Raw genomic sequence first — 22,197 nt, forward strand, 5'->3', positions numbered from 1 at the left:
CCCCCTTAATTCCCGTATACATATTTCAATGTATCTTCTGGTTGTGCATATGGTGCTTTTTCTGCATAATCCGTTGCTTCATTGATCACATCTGCCAATTTCTTATTTAACTCTTGATCCATTTCTTCAGTTAGTATTCCTGTAGAAAGCAAATACGCTTTAAAAGTGAATAATGGATCTTTTGCTTTAGCTTCTGTGACTTCTTCGCGCGCACGATAGCTGCTGTCGTCATCGTCAGAAGAATGAGGAGTTAAACGATAAGAAATCGTTTCAATTAAAGTCGGCCCTTCGCCTCTTCTTGCTCTATCAACCGCCTCTTTCGTCACTCGATACACTTCAATTGGATCATTTCCATCTACAGTGTATCCCGGCATGCCATAACCAATTGCACGGTCAGAAACATTTGCACATCCTAATTGCTTTTCAATTGGAACGGAAATCGCATATTTATTATTTTCACAAAGAAAAATAACAGGCAGCTTATGCACACCAGCGAAGTTGGCCCCTTCATGGAAGTCTCCCTGATTAGAAGAACCCTCTCCAAAGCTGACAAAGGTTACGAAATCCTTCTTTTCTATCTTCCCAGCTAAAGCAACTCCCACTGCATGAGGTACTTGAGTCGTTACTGGTGATGAACCTGTAACAATTCTATTTTTCTTCTGCCCAAAATGTCCTGGCATTTGTCTTCCGCCTGAGTTTGGGTCTTCTGCTTTCGCAAAGCCCGATAACATTATTTCCTTCGGTGTCATGCCAAAGGTTAATACAACACCCAGATCACGATAATATGGTAGCATGTAATCCTTTTCCCGATCGAAGGCAAATGCTGCTCCTACCTGGGCTGCTTCTTGCCCTTGACAAGAGATAACAAAAGGAATTTTTCCTGCTCTATTTAGTAACCACATTCTTTCATCAATTCTTCTGGCGAGGAGCATCTGCTCATACATTTCTAATACTTGATCATCCGTTAATCCCGCCTCTAAATGGCGATTATGAACCATTGTCATACTATTACCTCCTAATTGATTCATGTTTGTTCCCCCTATTTAGCTAGACATTATTTTTTGATTTCTTTATTAACCATGAATGGCTTTCCCTTCAACAGCAAGGGCTGCTTCTCCAATTGCCTCTGTCAATGTTGGATGGGGATGAATTGTATTCCCAATTTCCCAAGCTGTTGCGTCTAGCACTTTGGCAAGAGCAGCTTCTCCAATAAGATCTGTTGCATGGGCCCCTATAATATGCACACCTAATAAATCATCGGTTTCTTGATCTGTAATTATTTTGACAAATCCATCTTGTTCTCCAAAAATAAGCGCTTTTCCAATCGCTTTAAAGGAAAATTTACCTTTTTTAATCGTAAATCCAAGCTCAATTGCTTCTTCTTCTGTATATCCGACACTGGAAATCTCAGGACTTGTATAAATGCATTTAGAAACTGTTTTATAATCCAGTGGATGTGGTTTTTCACCGGCTATATGCTCCACAGCGACTATCCCTTCATGGGAGGCAACATGCGCAAGCTGTAATCCTCCTATACAATCACCAATTGCGTAAATATGTGATTCTTTCGTTTGATAGTATTCATTTGTTTGAATTTGATTTTGAACAACCGCAATGTCGGTATTTTCAAGACCAATTCCTTCTACATTTCCTATGCGGCCTACAGATACTAGCAGCTTTTCCCCTTCAAAGGACTTGGTCTCACCATTTTTTTCTGCTTGAATGATTACTTTATCCACATTCTTCTGTAAGGTTTCTGGAAGTACTTTAGCACCCGTTACGATCTGAATTCCTTTTTTCTTGAGAATTCTTTGTAATTCTTTACTGATTTCCTTATCCTCTGTTGGCACCAATCGGTCACTATATTCTAAAATAGTTACTTTCACATCAAAATCAGCAAGCATGGAGGCCCATTCAGCCCCTATTACTCCCCCGCCAACGATTATAATGGACGAAGGAAGTTTTTCCATTTGCAGCGCTTCTTCTGAACTAATGACAGTCGAACCATCAATCTCTAGGCCAGGTAAGCTTTTTGGCCGGGACCCTGTTGCAATGATTACATGTTTCGGAATCAGCATTTCGTTTTCTTCTCCATTATTCATTTCAACCGAAATAGTGCCTGGCATCGGGGAAAAAATGGATGGTCCCATTATTCTTCCATTTCCTTCATAAACATCAATTTTTCCTTTTTTCATTAAATACTGAACACCGCTGTGAAGCTGGCTTATAATGGTGGATTTTCTTTCTTGCACCCGATTGAAATCTAATCTTATATCTGAGGAAATAATTCCAAACTCCTCGCTTTTTTTCGCTGTTGCATAAACCTCAGCACTTCTTAATAACGCTTTACTTGGAATACAGCCATTATGTAAACACGTTCCACCTAATTTTCCTTTTTCAACCACTGCTGTCTTTAAACCTAATTGAGAAGCACGGATCGCTGCAACATAACCACCCGTTCCTCCTCCTAGAATGACAAGATCATATTCTTTAGCCATCTATCTTCACTCCTCTCTTTCCCCATATTCTTTTGGTCTCTCTTCCTTACGTAATACTCTTAAAACACCTTCTGCTAAAGATTGACGTTCGTTTTCACCTGGATATACCATTATATCTGCAATCCAATTAACACGTTCCATAATTAATTTTACAAAACGGTTACTATAGGCCAGTTCACCTGTCAGGATAATGGCATCTACTTTGCCAAAAAGCACGGTGCTCGCACTGCCAATTTCTTTAGCAATTTGATAAGCTAACGCCTCGTAAATAAGAATATTGGGATTATCTCGTTTACCAAGCTCTTCCTCTATGTCAAAAGAACCTTCAGGCACTTTATTAAGATAGGATTTCACTCCAGAATGATACAATAATTGATGCTTCATTTCTTCATATGTAAATTTACCTGAATAGCATAAATCAACTAAATCACCATGAGGCAAAGTACCAGACCGTTCCAAACTAAATGGCCCTTCCCCATTTAAACCATTATTGACGTCTATTACTTTTCCTTTTGCATGTGCACCAATTGTAATTCCATCCCCAAGATGGGCAATAATCAAATGTGCTTCTTCATATTTTTTGCCTAACTCCATCGCTGCTCGTCTTCCCGTTGCTTTATGATTAAGTGCATGAAAAACACTTTTTCTTGTAATGCTCGGATATCCAGAAACCTTCGCAATATCGTCCATTTCATCGACAACAACTGGATCAACTATATAGGAAGGAATCTCTAAATGTTCAGCAATGTCATAAGTGATGAGCGCTCCTAAATTGGAAGGATGCTCTCCTCTTGTTTGAGCGAACAGCTCCTCCCGCATAGCAGCATTTATCGAATAAGTTCCACCATCGATCGGTTTAAGCAGCCCGCCTCTTCCACAGACAGCTGCCAATTTGGAAAGGTTGATTCCTTTATTTACTAAATAAGATAAAACCTCATCTGATCGATATTTATATTGAGCAACAATCGAAGGGAATTCTAGCAATTTATTGGAATCATGGTGTAAATCATCTACAATAATCGGAACTTCATTTTCATATAAGGCGATTTCGGTTTCTCCTGCCCGTGGGTTTATGACCAATATGCGATATTTCCTCATTTTTATAAGCCCCTAAAAAATTTAATTTAAATGATACTTATCCAATTTATAGTATAAATTACGGACTGACAGACCCAATGTTTTAGCAGTTAATGTTTTATTTCCATCTAGCTTTCTCAATGTCTGTTCGATAATAACTTTCTCGTATTTCTCTACCAGGTCAGATAATGTTTGATTGTCAGCATTGGCTTCCTCTTGAAATTCCGCTTGATGCTTTTTTATTACCTGCGGTGGCGCGAGATGCTCTAATTTGAGCACGGTATCTTCTTCCTTAGCTTGTATCATCGAAAGCTGGAGGATTGCCTTTAATTCAAGGATATTCCTTGTATAACCATAATTTTTTAATGCCGTCTGTGCTTCTGGGTCAATATCAGTTATCCATCTTCCACTGTCTTCGTTCAACTCGATAAGAAAATGTTTTGCTAGCAGATAAATATCCTCTTTACGTTCCCTTAAAGGTGGTAAGTATATATTTGATTTCATTAATTCATCATAAAGCTCCTCTAAAAAATCCCCTGCCATTAGTGCTTTTTCTAGCTTAATAGGGGAGGAAACAATAAGGCGAAAAGATGATAGCTGCTTCTCTTCCAGTTCTAATTCCTTCAATCTTTTTAAAAGCAAGGTTTGTTCAGCCATCGATAAACAGGTAATATTTTCAAGATATACAGTTCCTTTTGATAAAGGGTTCTTTTTATTTAAAAATGCTCGTAACTGTTCTCGATGCTTCTGTGGACGAATCCGTCTAAATAGATGAAACTTATTTCCACCCCAATTATGAATGGCATTTGCAAGCATAAACTTACCAGTTCCCTCTTCTCCGCGGATAAATATAACCTGTTTACTCCCTGCTGCTAACTTTGCCTGTTCAATAGCAAAGTTCATGGATGGAGACTGATATTTAAAATCATCAAACTGAAAGCTTTGTTCTAATCCTCGGATAATTGCTTTTGTCTGTTGAAGTTCCTTTTTTAACCGAGCCGTTTCTGTTTCATTATGAAGAATTTGCAAACAGCCCTTTAATTTTCCATCCACTATAATAGGTGTACTTTTTACCGTTAAACATAAGGTGCCTGTCTGAATGATTATTTCTGCATCTCTTCTTGTTTGAATAACTTCTTCTCTATTTTTTTTCATTAATTGATGATTATTTTGCTGATCAAGAAGCACAGCCAATTCTTTATATGACGAATTTTGCATAACAATATGACCAAATTCATCTACTACAACATAGGCTTCTGCACTTTTTTGCAAAAGCAATGTTAGCAGCATTTGAAGGTTATCTTTATCTATCCAATGTCTTTTTTGACTCTCTTCTTGTAATACCGCTACAGCACCAATTATACTATTATCTTTTCCTATCAATGGATAACGGGAAATAAGAAGATAATCCGTTTCAGAAATAGCAAACTTTTTCTGCTCCTCTATTCTTTTCGTATGTAATACTCTCATCATCCCACTGTTAGGGATAACGGATAAAATATGCTGGTCTTTTTGAAGTGAATATTGGTTCTGCATCAAACTTTGCGCACTTTTATTGAAATAAGAGATAACTCCGCAATTATCTACTATAATTATGCCTTCCTTTATTTCATCAAAAAGCGTATAAGAGGTTGACTGTATCATTCGATCAATCATTCGCACACTTCCCATCTGTCTATCCGTGCAATTTATTTCATATCTATACTATACCTACTCCCTAAAAATTATGCAATTTTTTTCCCGTTTTCTTTTATTTCTGAAAAGTAGAAAGGTTATGTCTGTTTTAATATTTTGAGACGTTAACTTATTGAGGGGGAATATTCAAATAGTTGTTTAAGAATTCTTTTCTTGCAAAAAAAGGTTTTCCGCCTCTTCTCTATATTAGAGATTACAGCAGAAAACCCATTTTTTATGATTGTGTCAGGACAGTTCGTGCAATAATTGGCTCATCTGTAATAATGGCAGATATTCCAGCATCCATTAATGCTTGCATCGTTTTCGGATTATTTACCGTATATGCCCTAACTTTAATATTATTTTCTTCTGAGGTTTTTATTATCTCTGGATTTATCTGTTTATAATTAGGGTGAAATCCTTTAGCATTTATAGCATTGGCATAAATCCAAGGCTGATAAATTCCATCAGACAACAAAGGAGCTGTTTCAATTTCTGGGGCGATGCGATAAGTATGTACGAGACTATAATGATTAAAGGAGGAGAAAATAATTCTTTTTTCAAAACCATATTTGCGGATGAGCGCAATCGTTTTCTCTTCCATTCCTTCATATGCAATCTTGTTATTCTTCATTTCAATATTGCAGATTATGTCATTATCTTGCATCCAATCAAATAACTCGATTAATGTGGGAATAGGCTCATTTTCGTCCTGCTTAAATCGATGTCCTGCATTAAATGATCTTAAATCCTTATAACTGAATGCTTGCACATAGCCTGAAGCATCCGTTGTTCGATCAACCTTTTCATCATGGATGATGACTATTTCTCCATCCTTAGACATTTGAATATCAATTTCAATCCCATCAGCCTCTGCCTTTTCTGCCTCGATAAAAGCCTTCATTGTATTCTCCGGATAATGTGCCGAAAAACCTCTGTGTGCAAATATTTTCGTCATAACAAAATCACTTCCTTATGTAGAACTTCATTATATAAAGCCATTTACATAATGTTTTGGTTAGATGAAAAAAACAGGCCCTAACCTAAGTCAGAGCCTGTATTACTTTTGTTAAATTAGTTTTTTACTACGTTAGCAGCTTGAGGTCCGCGTTGACCTTCTTCTATGTCAAAACTTACTTCTTGACCTTCGTCTAAAGTTTTGAAACCTTCAGTTTGAATAGCGCTGAAATGTACGAATACATCTTGTCCTTCTTCTGTTTCGATGAATCCAAAACCTTTTTCTGCGTTAAACCATTTTACTTTACCTGTAGCCATTTCTTGTTTCCTCCTATGTGCTTTATGCACAAATGTATTACTATCCTTGCTCGTAGTAAAAAATAAAGAAATATGTATTTCTCAACTATTTTCTAAAGAACAAAAATAAGTCTCCTTAATAGTAACAGGTTAATCTGCAGAAAGCAAATCTTTGAACGATTATTTTTCAATTTTTTAAAATAAATTCCTTATTTTGGATTAATCAGTTAAATAATCGCGGGAATATAACTATATGGGCGTGTTTTTTATTCTAGCTATTTAAAGCGCTTCATTTTCTTGCTTTTTAGTATTTTGTTGTCCCCATTGCTTTTTGTTCCTATTTGCTTCCCTTCTTGAAAAAATTTTATAGGAAATCCCTAATCCCTCTCGAATACATGGTAACATTAATCTAAAGCAAGAATGGCTAAAATAGACTAGGCTGTTATATTAAAACATAATCCAATTAAGTAACAGAGAGGTACCATTATGTCTAGGATTGACGAAATAGAGGATGCTGAAATTTTATATTATGTATATAATTTAAACTGGCTATTACCTAAAGAAAATCAAGAGATAGCAATTGACTTTCTAATTAATTTGCCTCCAGATAAAGCCGATATGATTATCCCTAAATACGGGAAAGAGTGCTGGGAAAATAGTGTTAGGGTTATTAAAAAAATAGGATATCCAAACAATAAAAAAGCTTTACCTAAATTAGCAAGATTATTACAAGATAGAAATTGGCCAGGTTCTCTTGAAGCAATTGAGCTTTTTCGTGAACTCGGAAAAGCAATAGCTACCCCTTTAGAACAAGAGTGTATTTCAGCATGCAAACAAAAGGATTTAGACTGGCTAGAGAATTTATTTTTTGCTTGTAATAGCTTAAATTATAGCGAGAATGATTTCAAACATAAAGATAGTTATCGATTCATGAAAAAAAGTGCTGAATCACTTTAATAGAGTAATAAATCTGTTTAAAGAGTCACTCCCCCCTAGGACACAAAAAGGTTGTTTTTCAACTTTTTAGGTCCTTTTATTTTCTTACTTATACTCAACAAAAACAAACCCAATAAATCATTTGATTTATTGGGTTTGTTGGTAAAAATTTATTGGTTTAAATCCAAAGAGAAAGTTTATCTTTTACATATTGGTGGGTTTTACCGTTTCTCTAAAACCCTCTCCTACCAACAGCCCTAACCCTCTCAGGAAGCCTTATGCTCCAATCTCAGCTTATCTGCCACAATCGCAATAAATTCTGAGTTAGTTGGTTTTGCTTTGGACATGCTGACAGTGTAGCCGAACAAGGATGAGATGGAGTCGATGTTGCCTCTGCTCCACGCCACTTCAATAGCATGACGGATTGCCCGCTCGACACGGCTTGCTGTTGTATTAAATTTCTTCGCGATATCTGGATACAATACTTTTGTAATGGATCCTAATAATTCGATATCATTATAAACCATGGAAATGGCTTCGCGTAAATAGAGGTATCCTTTAATATGGGCAGGAACACCAATCTCGTGAATAATACTTGTAATGCTTGCGTCCAAATTCTTCGTTTTTGGTTCTTGTGTTTTGAAAGAAGAAGAAGATTTTCTGACAAATCCGGTTGTTTTGCCACTTACTTGACGAATATGGCTTGCTAAATACTCCATATCAAACGGTTTTAAAATAAAATAAGAGGCACCTAATTCAACCGCTTTTTTTGTAACATCTTCTTGACCAAAGGCAGTTAACATAATCACGTTAGGCATAGGTTTATTCATTTGGCGCATTCTTTCTAATACGGCTAAACCATCTAAATGAGGCATGATAATGTCTAGCACCATCACGTCTGGTTCTAGCTGCTCTACTAGCTCTAGACACTCCTGGCCGTTATGGGCAACACCAATTACTTCCATGTCGTCCTGAGCATCTATATACTCTTCCAATAATCCTACCAGTTCACGATTGTCATCCACAATGCATACTTTTATTTTCTTCAACGATTGTTTCCTCCCTCAATCCAAATGTCTCTAATTTTATCTATATTTTTATTCTAAATGACATTTTCGACAAAGCAACCAAAAATCCTTTGATTTTATAAAAAAAACTTAAAAAATAGGAAAAACCCCATTATTTCTCTCATTTTCTCATGTTTTCGACTGATTTCGATATCCTTCATATTTTTGTCGAAAAATCTTTACGACTTTATTATACACAACACTTGGCAATAGAAAAAGCAATCAAGTGACTTATCTTCCATATACCCAAACACTTCTTTATTTGGAAGAAAAAATTATGACTTTTTTATGAATATTTTCTTGTTGGGATACAACTTTATGCGGTATTATTAAAGTTGGACACAAAAACGTCTAGTTTTTTTGTTTTTACATTTATCTGTATAAAACAGATAAAGCTTGCACAAATTTATTAAGTATTTGTGTTTTCATTTTCCCAAAGTATAGAAAGGATTTTTTTATGGAGAACGTCACTAAGGAAAACAACACTTATAAAATACTATGGAAGCTAACGAGACCGCATACGTTAACAGCTTCTTTTGTACCAGTTTCCATTGGTACGGTATTATCTTTCCCTCATGCCTCAACAAAATGGGGTTTATTTTTTGCCATGATGTTTGCTTGTTTGATTATTCAAATCGCAACCAACTTATTTAATGAGTACTATGATTATGTAAGAGGAATTGATACTGCAGATTCAGTAGGAATAGGCGGAGCAATTGTTCATCATGGGATGAAGCCAAAATTAGTTTTAAATATGGCAATCAGCCTATATATAATTGCACTACTTTTAGGTATTTATATTTGTTCTAATACTTCTTGGTGGATTGCATTAGTCGGCATTCTCGGCATGGCGATTGGCTATTTATATACAGGAGGTCCGCTTCCAATAGCTTATACACCTTTTGGAGAAGTTTTTTCTGGCATATGTATGGGATGTATCTTCATCCTTATCTCTTTCTTTATCCAAGCAGGTCACATTAGCGAGGAGAGCATCCTTATTTCTGTTCCAATCGCTATTCTAATTGGTGCGATTAATTTATCGAATAATATTAGGGATATTGAAGAGGATACATTAGGTGGCAGAAAGACGATTGCTATTCTTATCGGCTTTAACAAAGCGGTTAACCTACTTGCGGCATTATTTATCTTATCATACCTCTGGATTATTATTTTCGTTGCTCTCGGCTTCTTTAGTCCTTGGCTATTAATCGTACTGCTTAGTTTCAAAAAGCCATTAGATGCCATTAGGGGTTTTAAAGGAGATCGAAGCCAAACACCGATTGCCATGAAAAACACTGGTTTAACAAATACCATGTTTGGATTATTTATCACGGTTGGTTATTTGTTAGATTTCATTATGCAAAATGCGTAGTAGTAGTAATGTCTCATGTAAAAGGATTGTCGATTCATCCTTTTACATGAGACATTTTATTTTTTATGATGCTTTTTGCTCTTTTTCATAAATATCGATTCCTGCCTCATTTAACATCCATTCAATGTGAACCCCATATCCGCTTGTCGGATCATTTACAAATACATGGGTTACAGCTCCGATGACCTTGCCATCTTGAATAATTGGACTTCCGCTCATTCCTTGTACAATACCGCCTGTTTTGCTTAATAATTCTTTATCTGTCACTTTGATGACTAATCCTTTTGTCGCAGGATACTTTTGAGGGACAGAGCTTACTACTTCTATATCAAATAGCTTCACCTGATCATTATCTACAACCGTTAAGATTTGCGCTGGCCCTTCTTTTACTTGGTCTGATAACGTTATTGGCATTGGCTTATCCATTATGCCATTTTTAATTTGTTTATTTAATACACCAAATATTCCAAAAGGACTATTTGTTTTAATATCCCCGATTATTTCTTTATCTTCTGAAAATCTTGCTAATTTTTCACCAGGATTTCCATTACTTCCTTTTTCAATACTTGTTACAGTTGATCTTAGTACTTCTCCATCATCCACAACGATTGGTTTTTTTGTATCCATATCTGAGATTACATGTCCTAACGCTCCATATTTCATGGAGTCTGGGTGATAGAAAGTCATTGTTCCAATCCCAGCTGCTGAATCCCTTATATAAAGCCCTAATTTATATGTGTTATCCCCTTTTTCTTTTAGGGGCATCAACTTGGTTTTAAACTCCTCTTTCTCTCTTTTTACAACTAAATCTAAAGGTTTGTTTCCTTCGCCTGCTTTTTGAACAAAAGGTGCTACATCTGCCATTTTTTCTATTTTCATACCATTTATTTCGACTATCATATCGCCAACTTTTATTCCAGCCTTTTCACCAGGTGATTGCTTTCCTTCTTCTGTATTAACCTGATGGTGCCCTACCACCAGTACGCCAACAGTATTTAGTTTCACCCCAATGGACTGACCACCGGGAATTACTTTAAAGTCTTTAAGAACATTCACATCCACTTTTTTTATTGGAATACCTGCAAGTTCAAGCATCATCTCATCTTTCCCACTAACTTTTCCTTGCAAAGAAAATTTCCCTTTTTCTTGACTTAATGCAACAACCGAATCTTCGTCTGCTACATTTGCTGTCACAGAAATCGCCTCACTATTGTTGATCTCCATTGATTGTCCTTCAAACAATGTAATGCTTTTTGGGATATGAAGATATTCTTGAAATGATTGATTACATACTAAAGATATTAATGAAACAAGGAGAATCCCACCAATTATTTTTCTAAGGATATCACTTTTCAATTCACTTCACTCTCCTCGCTTCTTTTCACCACTACTTCTCCGGCTACATTTATAAGTTTGCCTGTAACAGCATCATTTATAACTGTTAAAAATTTTAAATACCTACCCATAATGGATAATCTTTGCAATTAGTTTCCCATGCACCATTAAATAGACAACTCTTCATAAGAATAAAATAAACCTCTGCACATATACAGAGGTTTTACGTGTCTATATTTTATTCTTAGCTTTTTGCGCTAATTTTAACAGTTCTTTTGCATGTTTTTTTGTTAATTCCGTAATTTCCGCTCCTGAAATCATTCGTCCTATCTCTTTTACCTTATCTTGCTGCACTAATGGTGTTACAGACGTAGATGTGCGGCCATCTTCAATTTTTTTAGCGATAAATAGATGGGTATCTGCCATTGCTGCCACCTGCGGCAGATGGGAAATACAGAGCACTTGAGAATCAACCGACACATGGTGGATTTTCTCAGCGATTGCTTGTGCTACTCTTCCACTCACACCGGTATCAACCTCATCAAATATGATGGATGTCACTCCTTGATGCTTAGAGAAAATGCTTTTTAAAGCTAGCATCATTCTAGAAAGCTCTCCACCGGACACAATTTTGGATAGTGGTTTTAATGGTTCTCCAGGATTTGTAGAAATGTAAAATTCCACTTCGTCTATCCCTTTTTTCGTAACATTATTCTCATCTGCATGAATTCTTACTTCAAAAACAGTCTTTTCCATGTAGAGTTCTTTTAATTCTTGATGAATACTATCTGTGAGACGAAGAGCCGCTCTCTTTCTTAAGGCAGTCAATTCCTTTGCTTCCACTAAAAGATCTTTCTTAAGAGAGGCTAACTCCCTTTCCAACAAATCGATATGCGTTTCTTTGTTTTGTAATGTTTCTAATTCTTCCTCGATTTTCGCAGCATACTCTAAAATCTCTGCTACTGTTTTTCCATATTTACGTTTTAAGGTATTGATTTCATTCAGTCTTGTTTCAATCTCATTAAGCCTTTCGGGATCATATTCCAGGTAATCTAAAGCGCTTCTCATCTGTCTTGCAATATCCTCTAAAATATAATAGCTATTGGAGACAGATTCAGCCATTTCCTTATATTCGGTGTCTAAGCTTGCAGCTTCCTCCATATTTCCCATAACCTCGCCAAGCCAGTCCAGCCCCTTTTGTTCTCCTCTTAGGGCAGTATAACCTGTTTGTATGCTATCATAAATTTTCTCGAAATTGCTTAATTTCTTTCTTTCTTCTAACAGTTCATCATCTTCGTTGATTTTCAAATGAGCACCTTCAATTTCATTGAACTGAAACTGTAGTAAATCAAGTCGTTGGGCCATTTGCTGTTCATTTTCTGTTAAATTCATAAGTTTCTTTTGAGTTTGTGTATAAGATCGATAAATTTCTTCATATTCTTCTAAAACAGGAGCTAATTCTCCCATTGCAAAAGTATCCAGCAACTGTAAATGCTTTGTTTCATCCATTAATTCTTGATGTTCATGCTGACCGTGAATATCAATTAAAGTGGAACCTATTTCTCTTAATACGGCGATTGTGATAAGCTTGCCATTTATTCGGCAGACACTCTTACCAGATAAAGCAATATCTCTTCTTAATACAATAGCACCCTCATCTATATCGATACCAAACTCATTCATTTTTTGAAAACAGGGATGACCGTCTTCTATATAAAATAGCCCTTCTATTTCTGCTTTTTCTTCTCCATGCCGAACAAATTCCGCCGAACCGCGGCCGCCAACTAATAAATTGATTGCATCAATAATGATAGACTTTCCTGCGCCCGTTTCACCAGTTAATACAGTCAGCCCCTTTTTAAAGGATATGGATAGACTTTCAATGATTGCAAAATTTTTAATCGATAATTCACTTAGCAATTAATGTCCCCCCAAATTAAAGCATATCAAGAAAACGATCACTAATTTTCTTGCCATCATCTGCAGTGCGACAAATAATTAGACAGGTATCATCTCCACAAATCGTCCCCAATATTTCATCCCAATCAAGATTATCAATTAATGCTCCAATCGCTTGTGCATTACCTGGCAACGATTTTAGAACAAGCAAATTTTCAGCTGAATCGATTTTCACAAAGGAATCCATTAACATTCTTTTTAATTTTTGTAATGGATTAAAGCGCTGATCAGCTGGTAAGCTATATTTATATCTGCCATCCTGAAGTGGCACTTTCACTAAATGCAGCTCTTTAATATCTCTTGATACAGTAGCTTGTGTTACATTATATCCAGCACTTTTCAGTTCATCTACTAATTCATCTTGTGTTTCAATATCATTATTTGTAATGATTTCTCTTATTTTTATATGCCTCTGGCCCTTATTCATATATTCCATCCTTTATCATTGGTTATCATTTTTATTTCCTTATGTATCACTTTTTATTAAAAGTATTTGTTCCTTATCATACGTTCATTCGATTTTTTTAGACAAGCTTCCTTTTATCTATTTTACCGTGTTTGTTCGTCTTTTTACAAGAACAAAGAAAACAAAATACATTTCCGCTCTATCTTTATTCATGCTAGACAAGCCAAAAAAGGGTCAGCCTGCATGGAGAACCTTTCTATTAGCATCCCACGCACTAATAGTTCTCTTGCTGCAGTCAAACCCTTTTTACATAGCTTATTCTTCCGTTTCTTTTTTTGCTTTCAATTCGGAATGTGCCGCTTCTACCGTCTCTTTTATTTGATAATAATGCGTTTTTTCCTCTGCACATTCATCCCAATAGAGGTGAAGTAAAAATTCAATATTACCATCTCCGCCGGTAATTGGTGAAAATGAGAGGTTTTTAACGATATATCCTTCTTTTATAGAGAAATCAATAATTTTTTCTAAAACAGATTCATGAACTTTACGGTCTCTGACAATTCCTTTTTTCCCAACTTGTTCTCTTCCAGCTTCAAATTGTGGCTTCACTAAAGCAATAACATCACTGCCGGAAACTAATAATGTCTTTAGGACTGGTAAAATTAGCTTCAGAGAAATAAAAGAAACATCAATCGAAGCAATATTCGGCATCTCGCCTTTTAAATCGACAGGAGTTACATAACGAAAGTTGGTTCTTTCCATGACAATCACACGTTCATCTTGTCTAAGCTTCCATGCTAATTGATTATAGCCTACATCCAATGCATAAGATTGTTTCGCACCATTTTGCAGGGCACAATCCGTAAATCCTCCAGTAGAGGAGCCAATATCAAGTAAGACTTTATCTTTCATATCAACATCAAATATTTTAAGTGCCTTTTCAAGCTTTAAGCCACCTCTTGACACATATTGAAGCGTCTTTCCTTTAACAGATAACTTAGAATCTGCATTTATTTTTTCACCGGGTTTATCTAGTCTATTCTCTTCACAGTAGACTATTCCAGCCATTACAGCTCTTTTTGCCTTTTCCCTTGTTTCGAATAAACCTTGCTCAACTAATAATACATCAATTCTTTCTTTCTTCATGAATGCTCTAAGCCCTCTTTTGTTTTTTTCTAGCAATGGCTGAAATTCTTTTTACAACTTCCTCTTTTGTTAAATTTATTTCTTCTAATAATGAATTTACGTCTCCATGCTCAATAAATTCATCTGGAATTCCCATGCGATCTATTACATTTGCTCCAAAACCATGGTCATGGGCATATTCGATACAATAACTTCCAAATCCGCCTTGCAGTATAGCTTCTTCAATCGTTAAAATTGGTATTTGCTTTTTCAATAAGTCAGAAAGCATTTTTTCGTCTAAAGGCTTAATGAATCTCGCATTTACCACTTTAACATGAATCCCTTGTAATTCAAGCTGGTTGGCTGCTTCCATTGCCATTTCAATCGTTGTGCCAAATGTAAGAATTGCTGCATCAGATCCTTCTCTTAATACTTCCCATGTACCAATTGGAATCGTCTTTAATGTAGAATCGAGCTCCACACCTATGCCATTTCCCCTTGGAAATCTCATTGCAATTGGGCCATCATTGTACTGTATTGCCGTATTTACCATGTGCTGCCCTTCATTTTCATCTTTAGGCATCATTAAAACTAAGTTTGGCATATGACGTAAAAACGCAATATCATAAATACCTTGATGGGTTTCCCCATCTGCTCCTACTAAGCCAGCACGATCGATGCCAATAAAGACATTTAATTTCTGACGGCAAACATCATGAAGCATCTGATCATAAGCTCTTTGTAAAAACGTCGAATAAATAGCTAAAAACGGCTTCATTTTTTGTGTGGCAAGTCCAGCTGCTAATGTTACAGCATGCTGTTCCGCTATCCCAACATCAAGCATTCGACTAGGAAATTCTTTTGCAAATGATTCCAATTTTGAGCCAACGGGCATGGCAGGAGTAACAGCAACGATTCGATCGTCTTGTCTTGCCAATTTTAACACCGTATCACTCACTAGTTTACTCCATGCCGGTGCAGTGATAGCAGGTTTTACAAAATCTCCTGTTTCTATCTTATAAGGACCTGTTCCATGCCATGTACCGATTTTATCTTTTTCGGCCGGAGAAAACCCTTTACCTTTTTTCGTAATGACATGCAGTAAAACAGGACCAGATGTTTTCTTTGCATAGTTTAGCTGTTCAAATAAGTCGTCATAATCATGACCATCAACTGGGCCTAAATACGTAAAACCTAACTCTTCAAAAAACACACCAGAAACTAACAAATATTTAAGACTATCTTTAATTCTTTCAGCAGTTGCGGCCATCTTGCCACCTACGGCAGGAATTTTCTTTAAGAGCATTTCTAGTTCATCTTTTACCCATTGATACTTCCCAGCAGTTCTTAATCTTCCTAATACTTGGTGAAGAGCGCCAACATTTGGAGCAATCGACATTTCATTATCATTTAAGATAACAATAATGTTTTTCTTTTCGTCGCCAATATGATTTAGTGCTTCAAGAGCCATCCCGCCTGTTAAAGCTCCATCCCCAATAATAGGAATGATATAGGAATCTTCCTTTTTTAAATCTCTTGCAACAGCCATTCCCATTGCAGCAGATAAGGAAGTAGAGCTATGACCTGTTTCCCATACGTCATGCTCACTTTCATTCATTTTTGGAAAACCGCTTAAGCCTTTATATTGTCTAAGCGTATCAAAATCCTTTGCGCGGCCAGTTAATATTTTGTGAACATAAGATTGATGACCTACATCCCAAAGAAATTTATCTTTTGGACTATCAAAACATTTATGAAGAGCAATGGTTAATTCCACCACTCCTAAGTTCGGACCAATATGGCCGCCAGTTTGAGAAAGTCTATTAATTAAAAAGTGACGGATATCTTCACTAAGGCTATTCAGTTCCTCGTTCGATAATCCTTTTAAAAAAGCTGGATTTTCTATAGACATTAAATCCATTTGTAACAACTCACTTTCATTCAGTATATAACCAATAAAGCGATGAAAAATACTGACTAATTGGTATATCTTCCTTCCGTTTAACCATTTCATTTATCAAGATCGTATTATATATTAGAATACCTTATTTTTATCAAAAAACCTAATTTATTCGTATTATTAAATATGTATTATACCATTTCTTCACTGATAATAGTAGTAATTCTACATAGTTAGCAAACAGAGTACTTTCGCGCTTAAAAGAAGGATGCCTCAAAGCGGAACATCACTAGTGCTTTTTACAAATTTATCTTTTGAAAAAGCATTAGCAATGTCAAATATTGAGACACCCTAATATGTGTTATTCGTTATTCTAAATAATATTTCCTAATATATATTTCGCTTAGTTTTATTATATACCATCTATAAAAAGCTTTTAAACCGTTTAGTAAGGATATTTTAATTATTTCTATAGCCAATTAAATCTGTAATTTCTTCTAATAGGAAACGATCAAAATTCAAACCGGAAAGAAGGTCTTTAGCCTGTTTAATATGCAGCTCTAATTCTTTTTTTGCTCCATCCATTGTTAATATTTTCGGATAGGTGCTTTTATGGTTATCCGTATCGCTGCCAATTGGCTTTCCAATCACTTCTTCATCCCCTTCTAAATCGAGAATATCGTCTCTAATTTGGAAGGCTAAGCCTAGATGATAAGCAAAACGTTTTAATGTTTCCAATTCCGTGCTAGTAGCATCTGCTAATAACGCGCCAATTATGATACTTACTTCTAATAGCTTTCCTGTTTTATGTAGATGTATATGTTCAAGATCACTTTGATTTAACGTCTTGCTTTCCCCTTCAATATCAGCAACTTGTCCACCTACCATCCCTTCTGCTCCAGCTGCTTTTGCTAAAAAGCCAATACTAGCAAGAATCTTATCGGATGGGATATTCTGGTTTGTCATATATGTCATGATTTGAAAACTATATGTAAGAAGTGCATCACCTGCTAAAATAGCAGTCGCTTCTCCGTAAACTTTATGATTCGTCGGTAAGCCTCTCCGCAAGTCATCATCATCCATACTTGGTAAATCATCATGAATCAAAGAATAAGTATGAATCATTTCAATGGCAGTCGCTGGCAGCAAACCTTCAAGTGGATCTCTTCCAAATGCTTTGAGGGTAGCAAATAAAAGCAGTGGTCGGATTCTCTTCCCCCCTGCATTTAAGGAATAGAGCATGGAATCTTTTAAACTGGAAGGAGCATTAAGCTTCTCGACATTTTTCTTTAATTCTTTTTCTAGTACTTCTTTATAGTCTTTTGTAAATGCTGACAAAGAAATTTTATTCAAGTGTTATTCCTCCTCAGCGATAGAAAAAGGTTGTTTTTTGCCGTTTTCTAGCACTACTTCCGCTAATTGTTCTTCGACATTTTTTAATTTTTCATGACAGTATTTAGAAAGCTCCATTCCTTTTTTATACGTGTTGATAGCCTCTTCTAAAGGAACGTCTCCTTCTTCTAGTTTTTCAACGATTCGTTCTAATTCTTCCATCGCTTCTTCAAAGGTTGGCTTATTTTCTCGATTAGTTGCCATGTTTATCTCTCCTTTATCTCCATAATTTCTGCCTGTACCGTACCATCGGCCAAGTTTAATTCAATATGCTCCTTAGGCTTAACTTGCTTTATACTGGCTATTAATTTCCCATTTTGATCATATGCTACATTGTAGCCTCTTTCCATTATCTTCAACGGACTTAATGCATCCATCTTTCCTATTGTCGAAAGAAAAGACTGCTTTTTAGTTTGAAGAATTAGCTCCGTATTACGAATCATATTTTTTTGTAAATTAGCCAAATCTTGTTGTGCCTTCATCACATATTGATGTGGGTGATTTCTTACTAGCTGCTTTTGTATTAATTGATGCTGATTATTCTTTTGCTCAAAAACTCTTTGTACATTTCGTATTAATAATTCTGTCTGTTTGTCTAATTGCTCCATTTTTTGATCGTATAAAACCTTAGGATAACGAAAAGCATAGGAACGTTGAATTCTATTTAAACGTAACTTTTGCAATTCTACTTTTTCTTTTATCCCTCTTATTAAACGGCTTTGTCTAGAATAAATTCGTTCAACTAGCTCATCGATATGAGGAACAGCAAGCTCTGCTGCACCAGTTGGTGTCGGTGCACGCATATCTGCAACGAAATCTGCAATGGTAAAGTCTGTTTCGTGACCGACAGCAGAAATAATGGGAATTCTGGAAGTAAAAATGGCTCTGGCAACGATTTCTTCATTAAAAGCCCATAATTCTTCAATGGAACCGCCGCCCCTGCCTACTATGAGGACATCAATTGCAGGAGACTCCTGTTCATTCGCCCGTTGAATTGCCTTTACAATAGAAGGAGCCGCTGCTTCACCTTGTACTAACGCAGGATAGATTTGGATGTTTGCAATAGGGTAGCGTCTTTTAATGGTTGTAATAATGTCTCTAATCGCAGCTCCGGTCGGTGAGGTAATAACACCAATGGTTTTCGGATATTTAGGGATTGCCTGTTTATGGTCTGCAAGAAACAATCCTTCTTGTTCCAATTTAGCTTTCAACTGTTCATAAGCAAGATAGAGCTGACCAATGCCATCTGGCTGCATATCCACCACATACATTTGATATTGCCCGCTTGATTCATAAACGGTAACACTTGCTTTAATCAGCACTTTCATCCCATTTTCAGGCGTAAACTTCATTTGCTGATTATTCCGGGCAAACATAACTGCTAAAATTCTGGCTTTCTCGTCTTTTAAGGTGAAATACATATGCCCACTTGAATGTTGCTTAAAATTGGATATTTCGCCTTTTACCATGACTTGCTGTAAATGAGGATCTGCATCAAATTTTCTTTTTATGTATTTCGTCAAAGCATGTACCGTTAAATACCGTGATTCCATTTATAAAAACTCCTTATACAGGATGGAAAAAGGGGTGTAGTATCGTACACCACATCCCTTAATCATTCATGTTTATAGGTTATAGAAGGAAACAATTTAGGATGATAACAAATCATATTTGCTGATATTCCAAAATAGATTTACATTGTCCACTAATCAGTCTTTTTCATCAAACCAACGTTTCTCTTAATATTACTGATTTTCTTTTATCTTTGATAATAATCCATTAACAAATCTACCAGATTGATCATCACCATAAAGTTTGGCAATCTCAACAGCTTCATCAATCGCAACATTTACAGGTACATCATCTGCTTGTCCATAAATCATTTCATATGTGGCAAGACGTAGAATGTTTCGGTCTACATTTGCAATTCTTTCTAACGTCCAATTTTCTAAATATTGCTTTATGGTTTCATCAATAGAAACTTGATTATTTAATACCCCATCCACTAATTTTGTAAGGTAGGGATCAGATTTTTCTCCTTCTAATACATGCTCTATTGCTGTTTCTTTGTCTATATCACTAATATCAATTTGAAATAGTGCCTGTAAGGCCTTTTCTCTGGCAGTTCTTCTCTTCATTATTTAAGCTCCTTTAAAATCCTTCCATAGGTTTAAGACAACCTATTTAGCTATGCTACATGAATAATAGCATAAATAAAAACAAAACTCTATCTTACAAGAAAAAAACCTATAATTAGTTTACTATTCTGGTCATTCTCACAAAAACAAAGACTGTCCATAGAAAAAACTTATAGCAACTAAGAGTAAGACCTATTAGTTACTATTTTGTTCTTTCCTGTTCAGCCTTTGTTATTTAAAGTCATTCTATGCTAATTTTCGGGAGTAATATTCCTTACATTTCTTGCTGTAATTCAGGTTCTTGTTTTGCTGTTTCGAACTGAACACCAACAATATGAATATTTACTTCCTCTGTTTCCAAGCCAGTCATATTGATTAACGTTTGACGAATGTTATCTTGAATTTGCTGAGCAACATGAGGAATAGATACACCAAAATTCATTACACAAAATACTTCCACTTTTATTCCTTCTTCACTGAGGTCGACTTTTATACCTTTGTTATGGAGCTTTTTCCCGAACTTTTCCACAACACCAGATGCAAAATTGCTTCTCATTTGTGCAACACCTTCTACTTCAGAAGCAGCAATACTTGCGATAACCTCAATTACTTCAGGAGCAATTTCTACTTTTCCTAGACCAGTATACTCTTGGTTCATTTCTAAACTTGTTGTTTCGCTCATTACCTATTCCTCCTTTTAATCTTCTGATTTCATTAAATCATACATTTCTAAAAACTTTGTGTTGAAGTTGCCTGCCACAAACTTTTCATGATTAAGGAGATTTAAGTGAAACGGAATCGTCGTATCGACACCTTCGATTACAAATTCACTCAGTGCTCGTTTCATGCGGGAAATAGCTTCTTGTCTAGTAGATCCATAGGCAATCACTTTCGCAATCATACTATCATAGTACGGAGGGATCGTGTAACCAGGATAAGCAGCTGAATCAATACGTACTCCTAAACCACCTGGCGGTAAATACATCTTAATTTTCCCTGGTGAAGGCATGAAATTTTTCGCAGGATTTTCTGCATTGATACGGCATTCAATTGCCCAGCCAGTAAATGTAACATCCTTTTGATTATGTTCAAGAGGTTTACCTGATGCAACTAGTATTTGTTCTTTAATTAAATCAATACCTGTTACCATTTCTGTTACTGGGTGTTCTACTTGAATACGAGTATTCATTTCCATGAAGTAAAATGCTTGATTCTGATAATCAAAGATAAATTCAACAGTTCCTGCACCTGTATAATTTACTGCAGCTGCAGCTTTTACAGCAGCATCTCCCATTTTCGCCCGCATTTCTTCAGTTAATACTGGAGATGGTGTTTCTTCCAACAGCTTCTGTAATCTTCGCTGAATCGAGCAATCTCTTTCGCCCAAGTGAATGACATTCCCATAATTATCAGCAAGCACTTGTACCTCAACATGGCGGAAGTCCTCGATATATTTTTCTAAATATACACCTGCATTTCCAAACGCCGTTAATGCTTCTTGCTGGGTAATGTTAATCCCCTTAATCAACTCTTCTTCTGTTTTGGCTACACGGATACCTTTACCACCGCCACCTGCTGTAGCTTTAATAATTACTGGATATCCTATTTCTTTTGCTAATTCCATTCCCTCTTCTACATCTTTAATAATGCCTTGGGAACCAGGTACAATTGGCACACCTGCCTGACGCATTGTTTCTCTTGCAACATCTTTTGTCCCCATTTTATTAATAGCCTCTGGACTAGGTCCTACAAACGTGATTTTGCAATCTCTGCAAAGTTCTGCAAAGTCAGCGTTCTCTGCTAAAAAACCATATCCAGGATGGATAGCATCACATCCTGTTAAAGTTGCTACACTAATTATGTTTGTAAAGTTTAAATAACTGTCTTTTGAAGCTTTTGGTCCAACACAATATGCTTCATCTGCGATTTGGACATGTAAAGCCTCACGATCTGCTTCTGAGTATATAGCTACCGTTTGAATATCCAGCTCCCGACAAGCTCTGATAATACGAACAGCTATTTCTCCTCTATTTGCGATTAATAGTTTTTTTATCATGGATTAAC

The 22,197-nt window shown here is 36.0% G+C and carries 20 protein-coding genes; 2 read left to right on the forward strand and 18 right to left on the reverse strand.

The genetic code is table 11. The features are described 5' to 3' along the window. Window positions 1–5 precede the first annotated feature (5 nt). From NiCM35_RS19435 to NiCM35_RS19460, 6 genes are all read right to left on the reverse strand, one after another. Window positions 6–998: a thiamine pyrophosphate-dependent dehydrogenase E1 component subunit alpha gene (locus NiCM35_RS19435; protein ID WP_047941355.1), complete on the reverse strand. Its 993-nt coding sequence runs from the start codon at window positions 996–998 to the stop codon at window positions 6–8. Between the two features lie 75 nt (window positions 999–1,073). Next, window positions 1,074–2,498, reverse strand: coding sequence for a dihydrolipoyl dehydrogenase (gene lpdA / locus NiCM35_RS19440; RefSeq protein ID WP_433780595.1), 1,425 nt, complete (start codon window positions 2,496–2,498; stop codon window positions 1,074–1,076). Between the two features lie 6 nt (window positions 2,499–2,504). Further along, on the reverse strand, window positions 2,505–3,596 hold the full coding sequence (gene buk / locus NiCM35_RS19445) for a butyrate kinase (RefSeq protein WP_433780597.1): 1,092 nt from the start codon (window positions 3,594–3,596) through the stop codon (window positions 2,505–2,507). Window positions 3,597–3,617: 21 nt separating this feature from the next. Further along, on the reverse strand, window positions 3,618–5,231 hold the full coding sequence (locus NiCM35_RS19450) for an AAA-type ATPase lid domain-containing protein (protein WP_433780598.1): 1,614 nt from the start codon (window positions 5,229–5,231) through the stop codon (window positions 3,618–3,620). A gap of 253 nt (window positions 5,232–5,484) precedes the next feature. Next, the gene (locus tag NiCM35_RS19455) at window positions 5,485–6,207 is read right to left on the reverse strand and encodes a glycerophosphodiester phosphodiesterase (protein ID WP_433780600.1); all 723 of its coding nucleotides are present in this window, start codon (window positions 6,205–6,207) and stop codon (window positions 5,485–5,487) included. 116 nt (window positions 6,208–6,323) lie between these two features. Then, a complete protein-coding gene (locus tag NiCM35_RS19460; protein ID WP_047941113.1) occupies window positions 6,324–6,524 on the reverse strand; it encodes a cold-shock protein in 201 nt (66 codons plus the stop codon). A gap of 465 nt (window positions 6,525–6,989) precedes the next feature. Here NiCM35_RS19460 and NiCM35_RS19465 point away from each other — a divergent pair, with 465 nt between their 5' ends. Beyond that, window positions 6,990–7,460: a hypothetical protein gene (locus NiCM35_RS19465; protein ID WP_433780602.1), complete on the forward strand. Its 471-nt coding sequence runs from the start codon at window positions 6,990–6,992 to the stop codon at window positions 7,458–7,460. Between the two features lie 245 nt (window positions 7,461–7,705). On the opposite strand, the gene spo0A is transcribed toward NiCM35_RS19465, so the two are convergent. Then, window positions 7,706–8,488, reverse strand: a complete 783-nt coding sequence (gene spo0A / locus NiCM35_RS19470; protein ID WP_047941117.1) for a sporulation transcription factor Spo0A — start codon at window positions 8,486–8,488, stop codon at window positions 7,706–7,708. A 475-nt stretch (window positions 8,489–8,963) separates the two neighbouring features. Between spo0A and NiCM35_RS19475 the strand changes: the two genes are divergently transcribed. Then, window positions 8,964–9,878 carry a 1,4-dihydroxy-2-naphthoate polyprenyltransferase gene (locus NiCM35_RS19475; RefSeq protein WP_095332869.1) on the forward strand — a complete coding sequence of 305 codons (915 nt, stop codon included), beginning with the start codon at window positions 8,964–8,966 and terminating at the stop codon, window positions 9,876–9,878. 63 nt (window positions 9,879–9,941) lie between these two features. On the opposite strand, the gene spoIVB is transcribed toward NiCM35_RS19475, so the two are convergent. The 11 genes from spoIVB to accC all read right to left on the reverse strand — a co-directional run bounded on the left by spoIVB (window position 9,942) and on the right by accC (window position 22,189). Then, the gene (gene spoIVB, locus NiCM35_RS19480) at window positions 9,942–11,234 is read right to left on the reverse strand and encodes a SpoIVB peptidase (RefSeq protein WP_095332867.1); all 1,293 of its coding nucleotides are present in this window, start codon (window positions 11,232–11,234) and stop codon (window positions 9,942–9,944) included. 210 nt (window positions 11,235–11,444) lie between these two features. Beyond that, entirely contained in the window at window positions 11,445–13,133 is a 1,689-nt protein-coding gene (recN, locus tag NiCM35_RS19485) for a DNA repair protein RecN (RefSeq protein WP_123257905.1), read from the reverse strand. Between the two features lie 16 nt (window positions 13,134–13,149). Beyond that, window positions 13,150–13,599 carry a transcriptional regulator AhrC/ArgR gene (gene ahrC / locus NiCM35_RS19490; RefSeq protein ID WP_047941121.1) on the reverse strand — a complete coding sequence of 150 codons (450 nt, stop codon included), beginning with the start codon at window positions 13,597–13,599 and terminating at the stop codon, window positions 13,150–13,152. 294 nt (window positions 13,600–13,893) lie between these two features. Then, a complete protein-coding gene (locus tag NiCM35_RS19495; protein WP_095332863.1) occupies window positions 13,894–14,724 on the reverse strand; it encodes a TlyA family RNA methyltransferase in 831 nt (276 codons plus the stop codon). 7 nt (window positions 14,725–14,731) lie between these two features. After that, the gene (gene dxs / locus NiCM35_RS19500; protein WP_095332861.1) at window positions 14,732–16,624 is read right to left on the reverse strand and encodes a 1-deoxy-D-xylulose-5-phosphate synthase; all 1,893 of its coding nucleotides are present in this window, start codon (window positions 16,622–16,624) and stop codon (window positions 14,732–14,734) included. A 438-nt stretch (window positions 16,625–17,062) separates the two neighbouring features. Further along, window positions 17,063–17,956, reverse strand: a complete 894-nt coding sequence (locus tag NiCM35_RS19505) for a polyprenyl synthetase family protein (protein ID WP_095332859.1) — start codon at window positions 17,954–17,956, stop codon at window positions 17,063–17,065. Window positions 17,957–17,959: 3 nt separating this feature from the next. Continuing rightward, the gene (xseB, locus tag NiCM35_RS19510; protein ID WP_047941124.1) at window positions 17,960–18,199 is read right to left on the reverse strand and encodes an exodeoxyribonuclease VII small subunit; all 240 of its coding nucleotides are present in this window, start codon (window positions 18,197–18,199) and stop codon (window positions 17,960–17,962) included. Window positions 18,200–18,201: 2 nt separating this feature from the next. Further along, window positions 18,202–19,548: an exodeoxyribonuclease VII large subunit gene (xseA, locus tag NiCM35_RS19515; protein WP_095332857.1), complete on the reverse strand. Its 1,347-nt coding sequence runs from the start codon at window positions 19,546–19,548 to the stop codon at window positions 18,202–18,204. Between the two features lie 192 nt (window positions 19,549–19,740). Beyond that, window positions 19,741–20,133: a transcription antitermination factor NusB gene (nusB, locus tag NiCM35_RS19520; protein WP_047941126.1), complete on the reverse strand. Its 393-nt coding sequence runs from the start codon at window positions 20,131–20,133 to the stop codon at window positions 19,741–19,743. Window positions 20,134–20,407: 274 nt separating this feature from the next. Further along, the gene (locus NiCM35_RS19525; protein ID WP_095332855.1) at window positions 20,408–20,815 is read right to left on the reverse strand and encodes an Asp23/Gls24 family envelope stress response protein; all 408 of its coding nucleotides are present in this window, start codon (window positions 20,813–20,815) and stop codon (window positions 20,408–20,410) included. 15 nt (window positions 20,816–20,830) lie between these two features. Beyond that, window positions 20,831–22,189: an acetyl-CoA carboxylase biotin carboxylase subunit gene (gene accC, locus NiCM35_RS19530; protein WP_047941128.1), complete on the reverse strand. Its 1,359-nt coding sequence runs from the start codon at window positions 22,187–22,189 to the stop codon at window positions 20,831–20,833. Between the last annotated feature and the right edge of the window lie 8 nt (window positions 22,190–22,197).

It is taken from the genome of Niallia sp. M35, assembly GCF_050971705.1.
In the GTDB taxonomy this organism is placed as follows: Bacteria; Bacillota; Bacilli; order Bacillales; family Cytobacillaceae; genus Niallia; species Niallia circulans_A.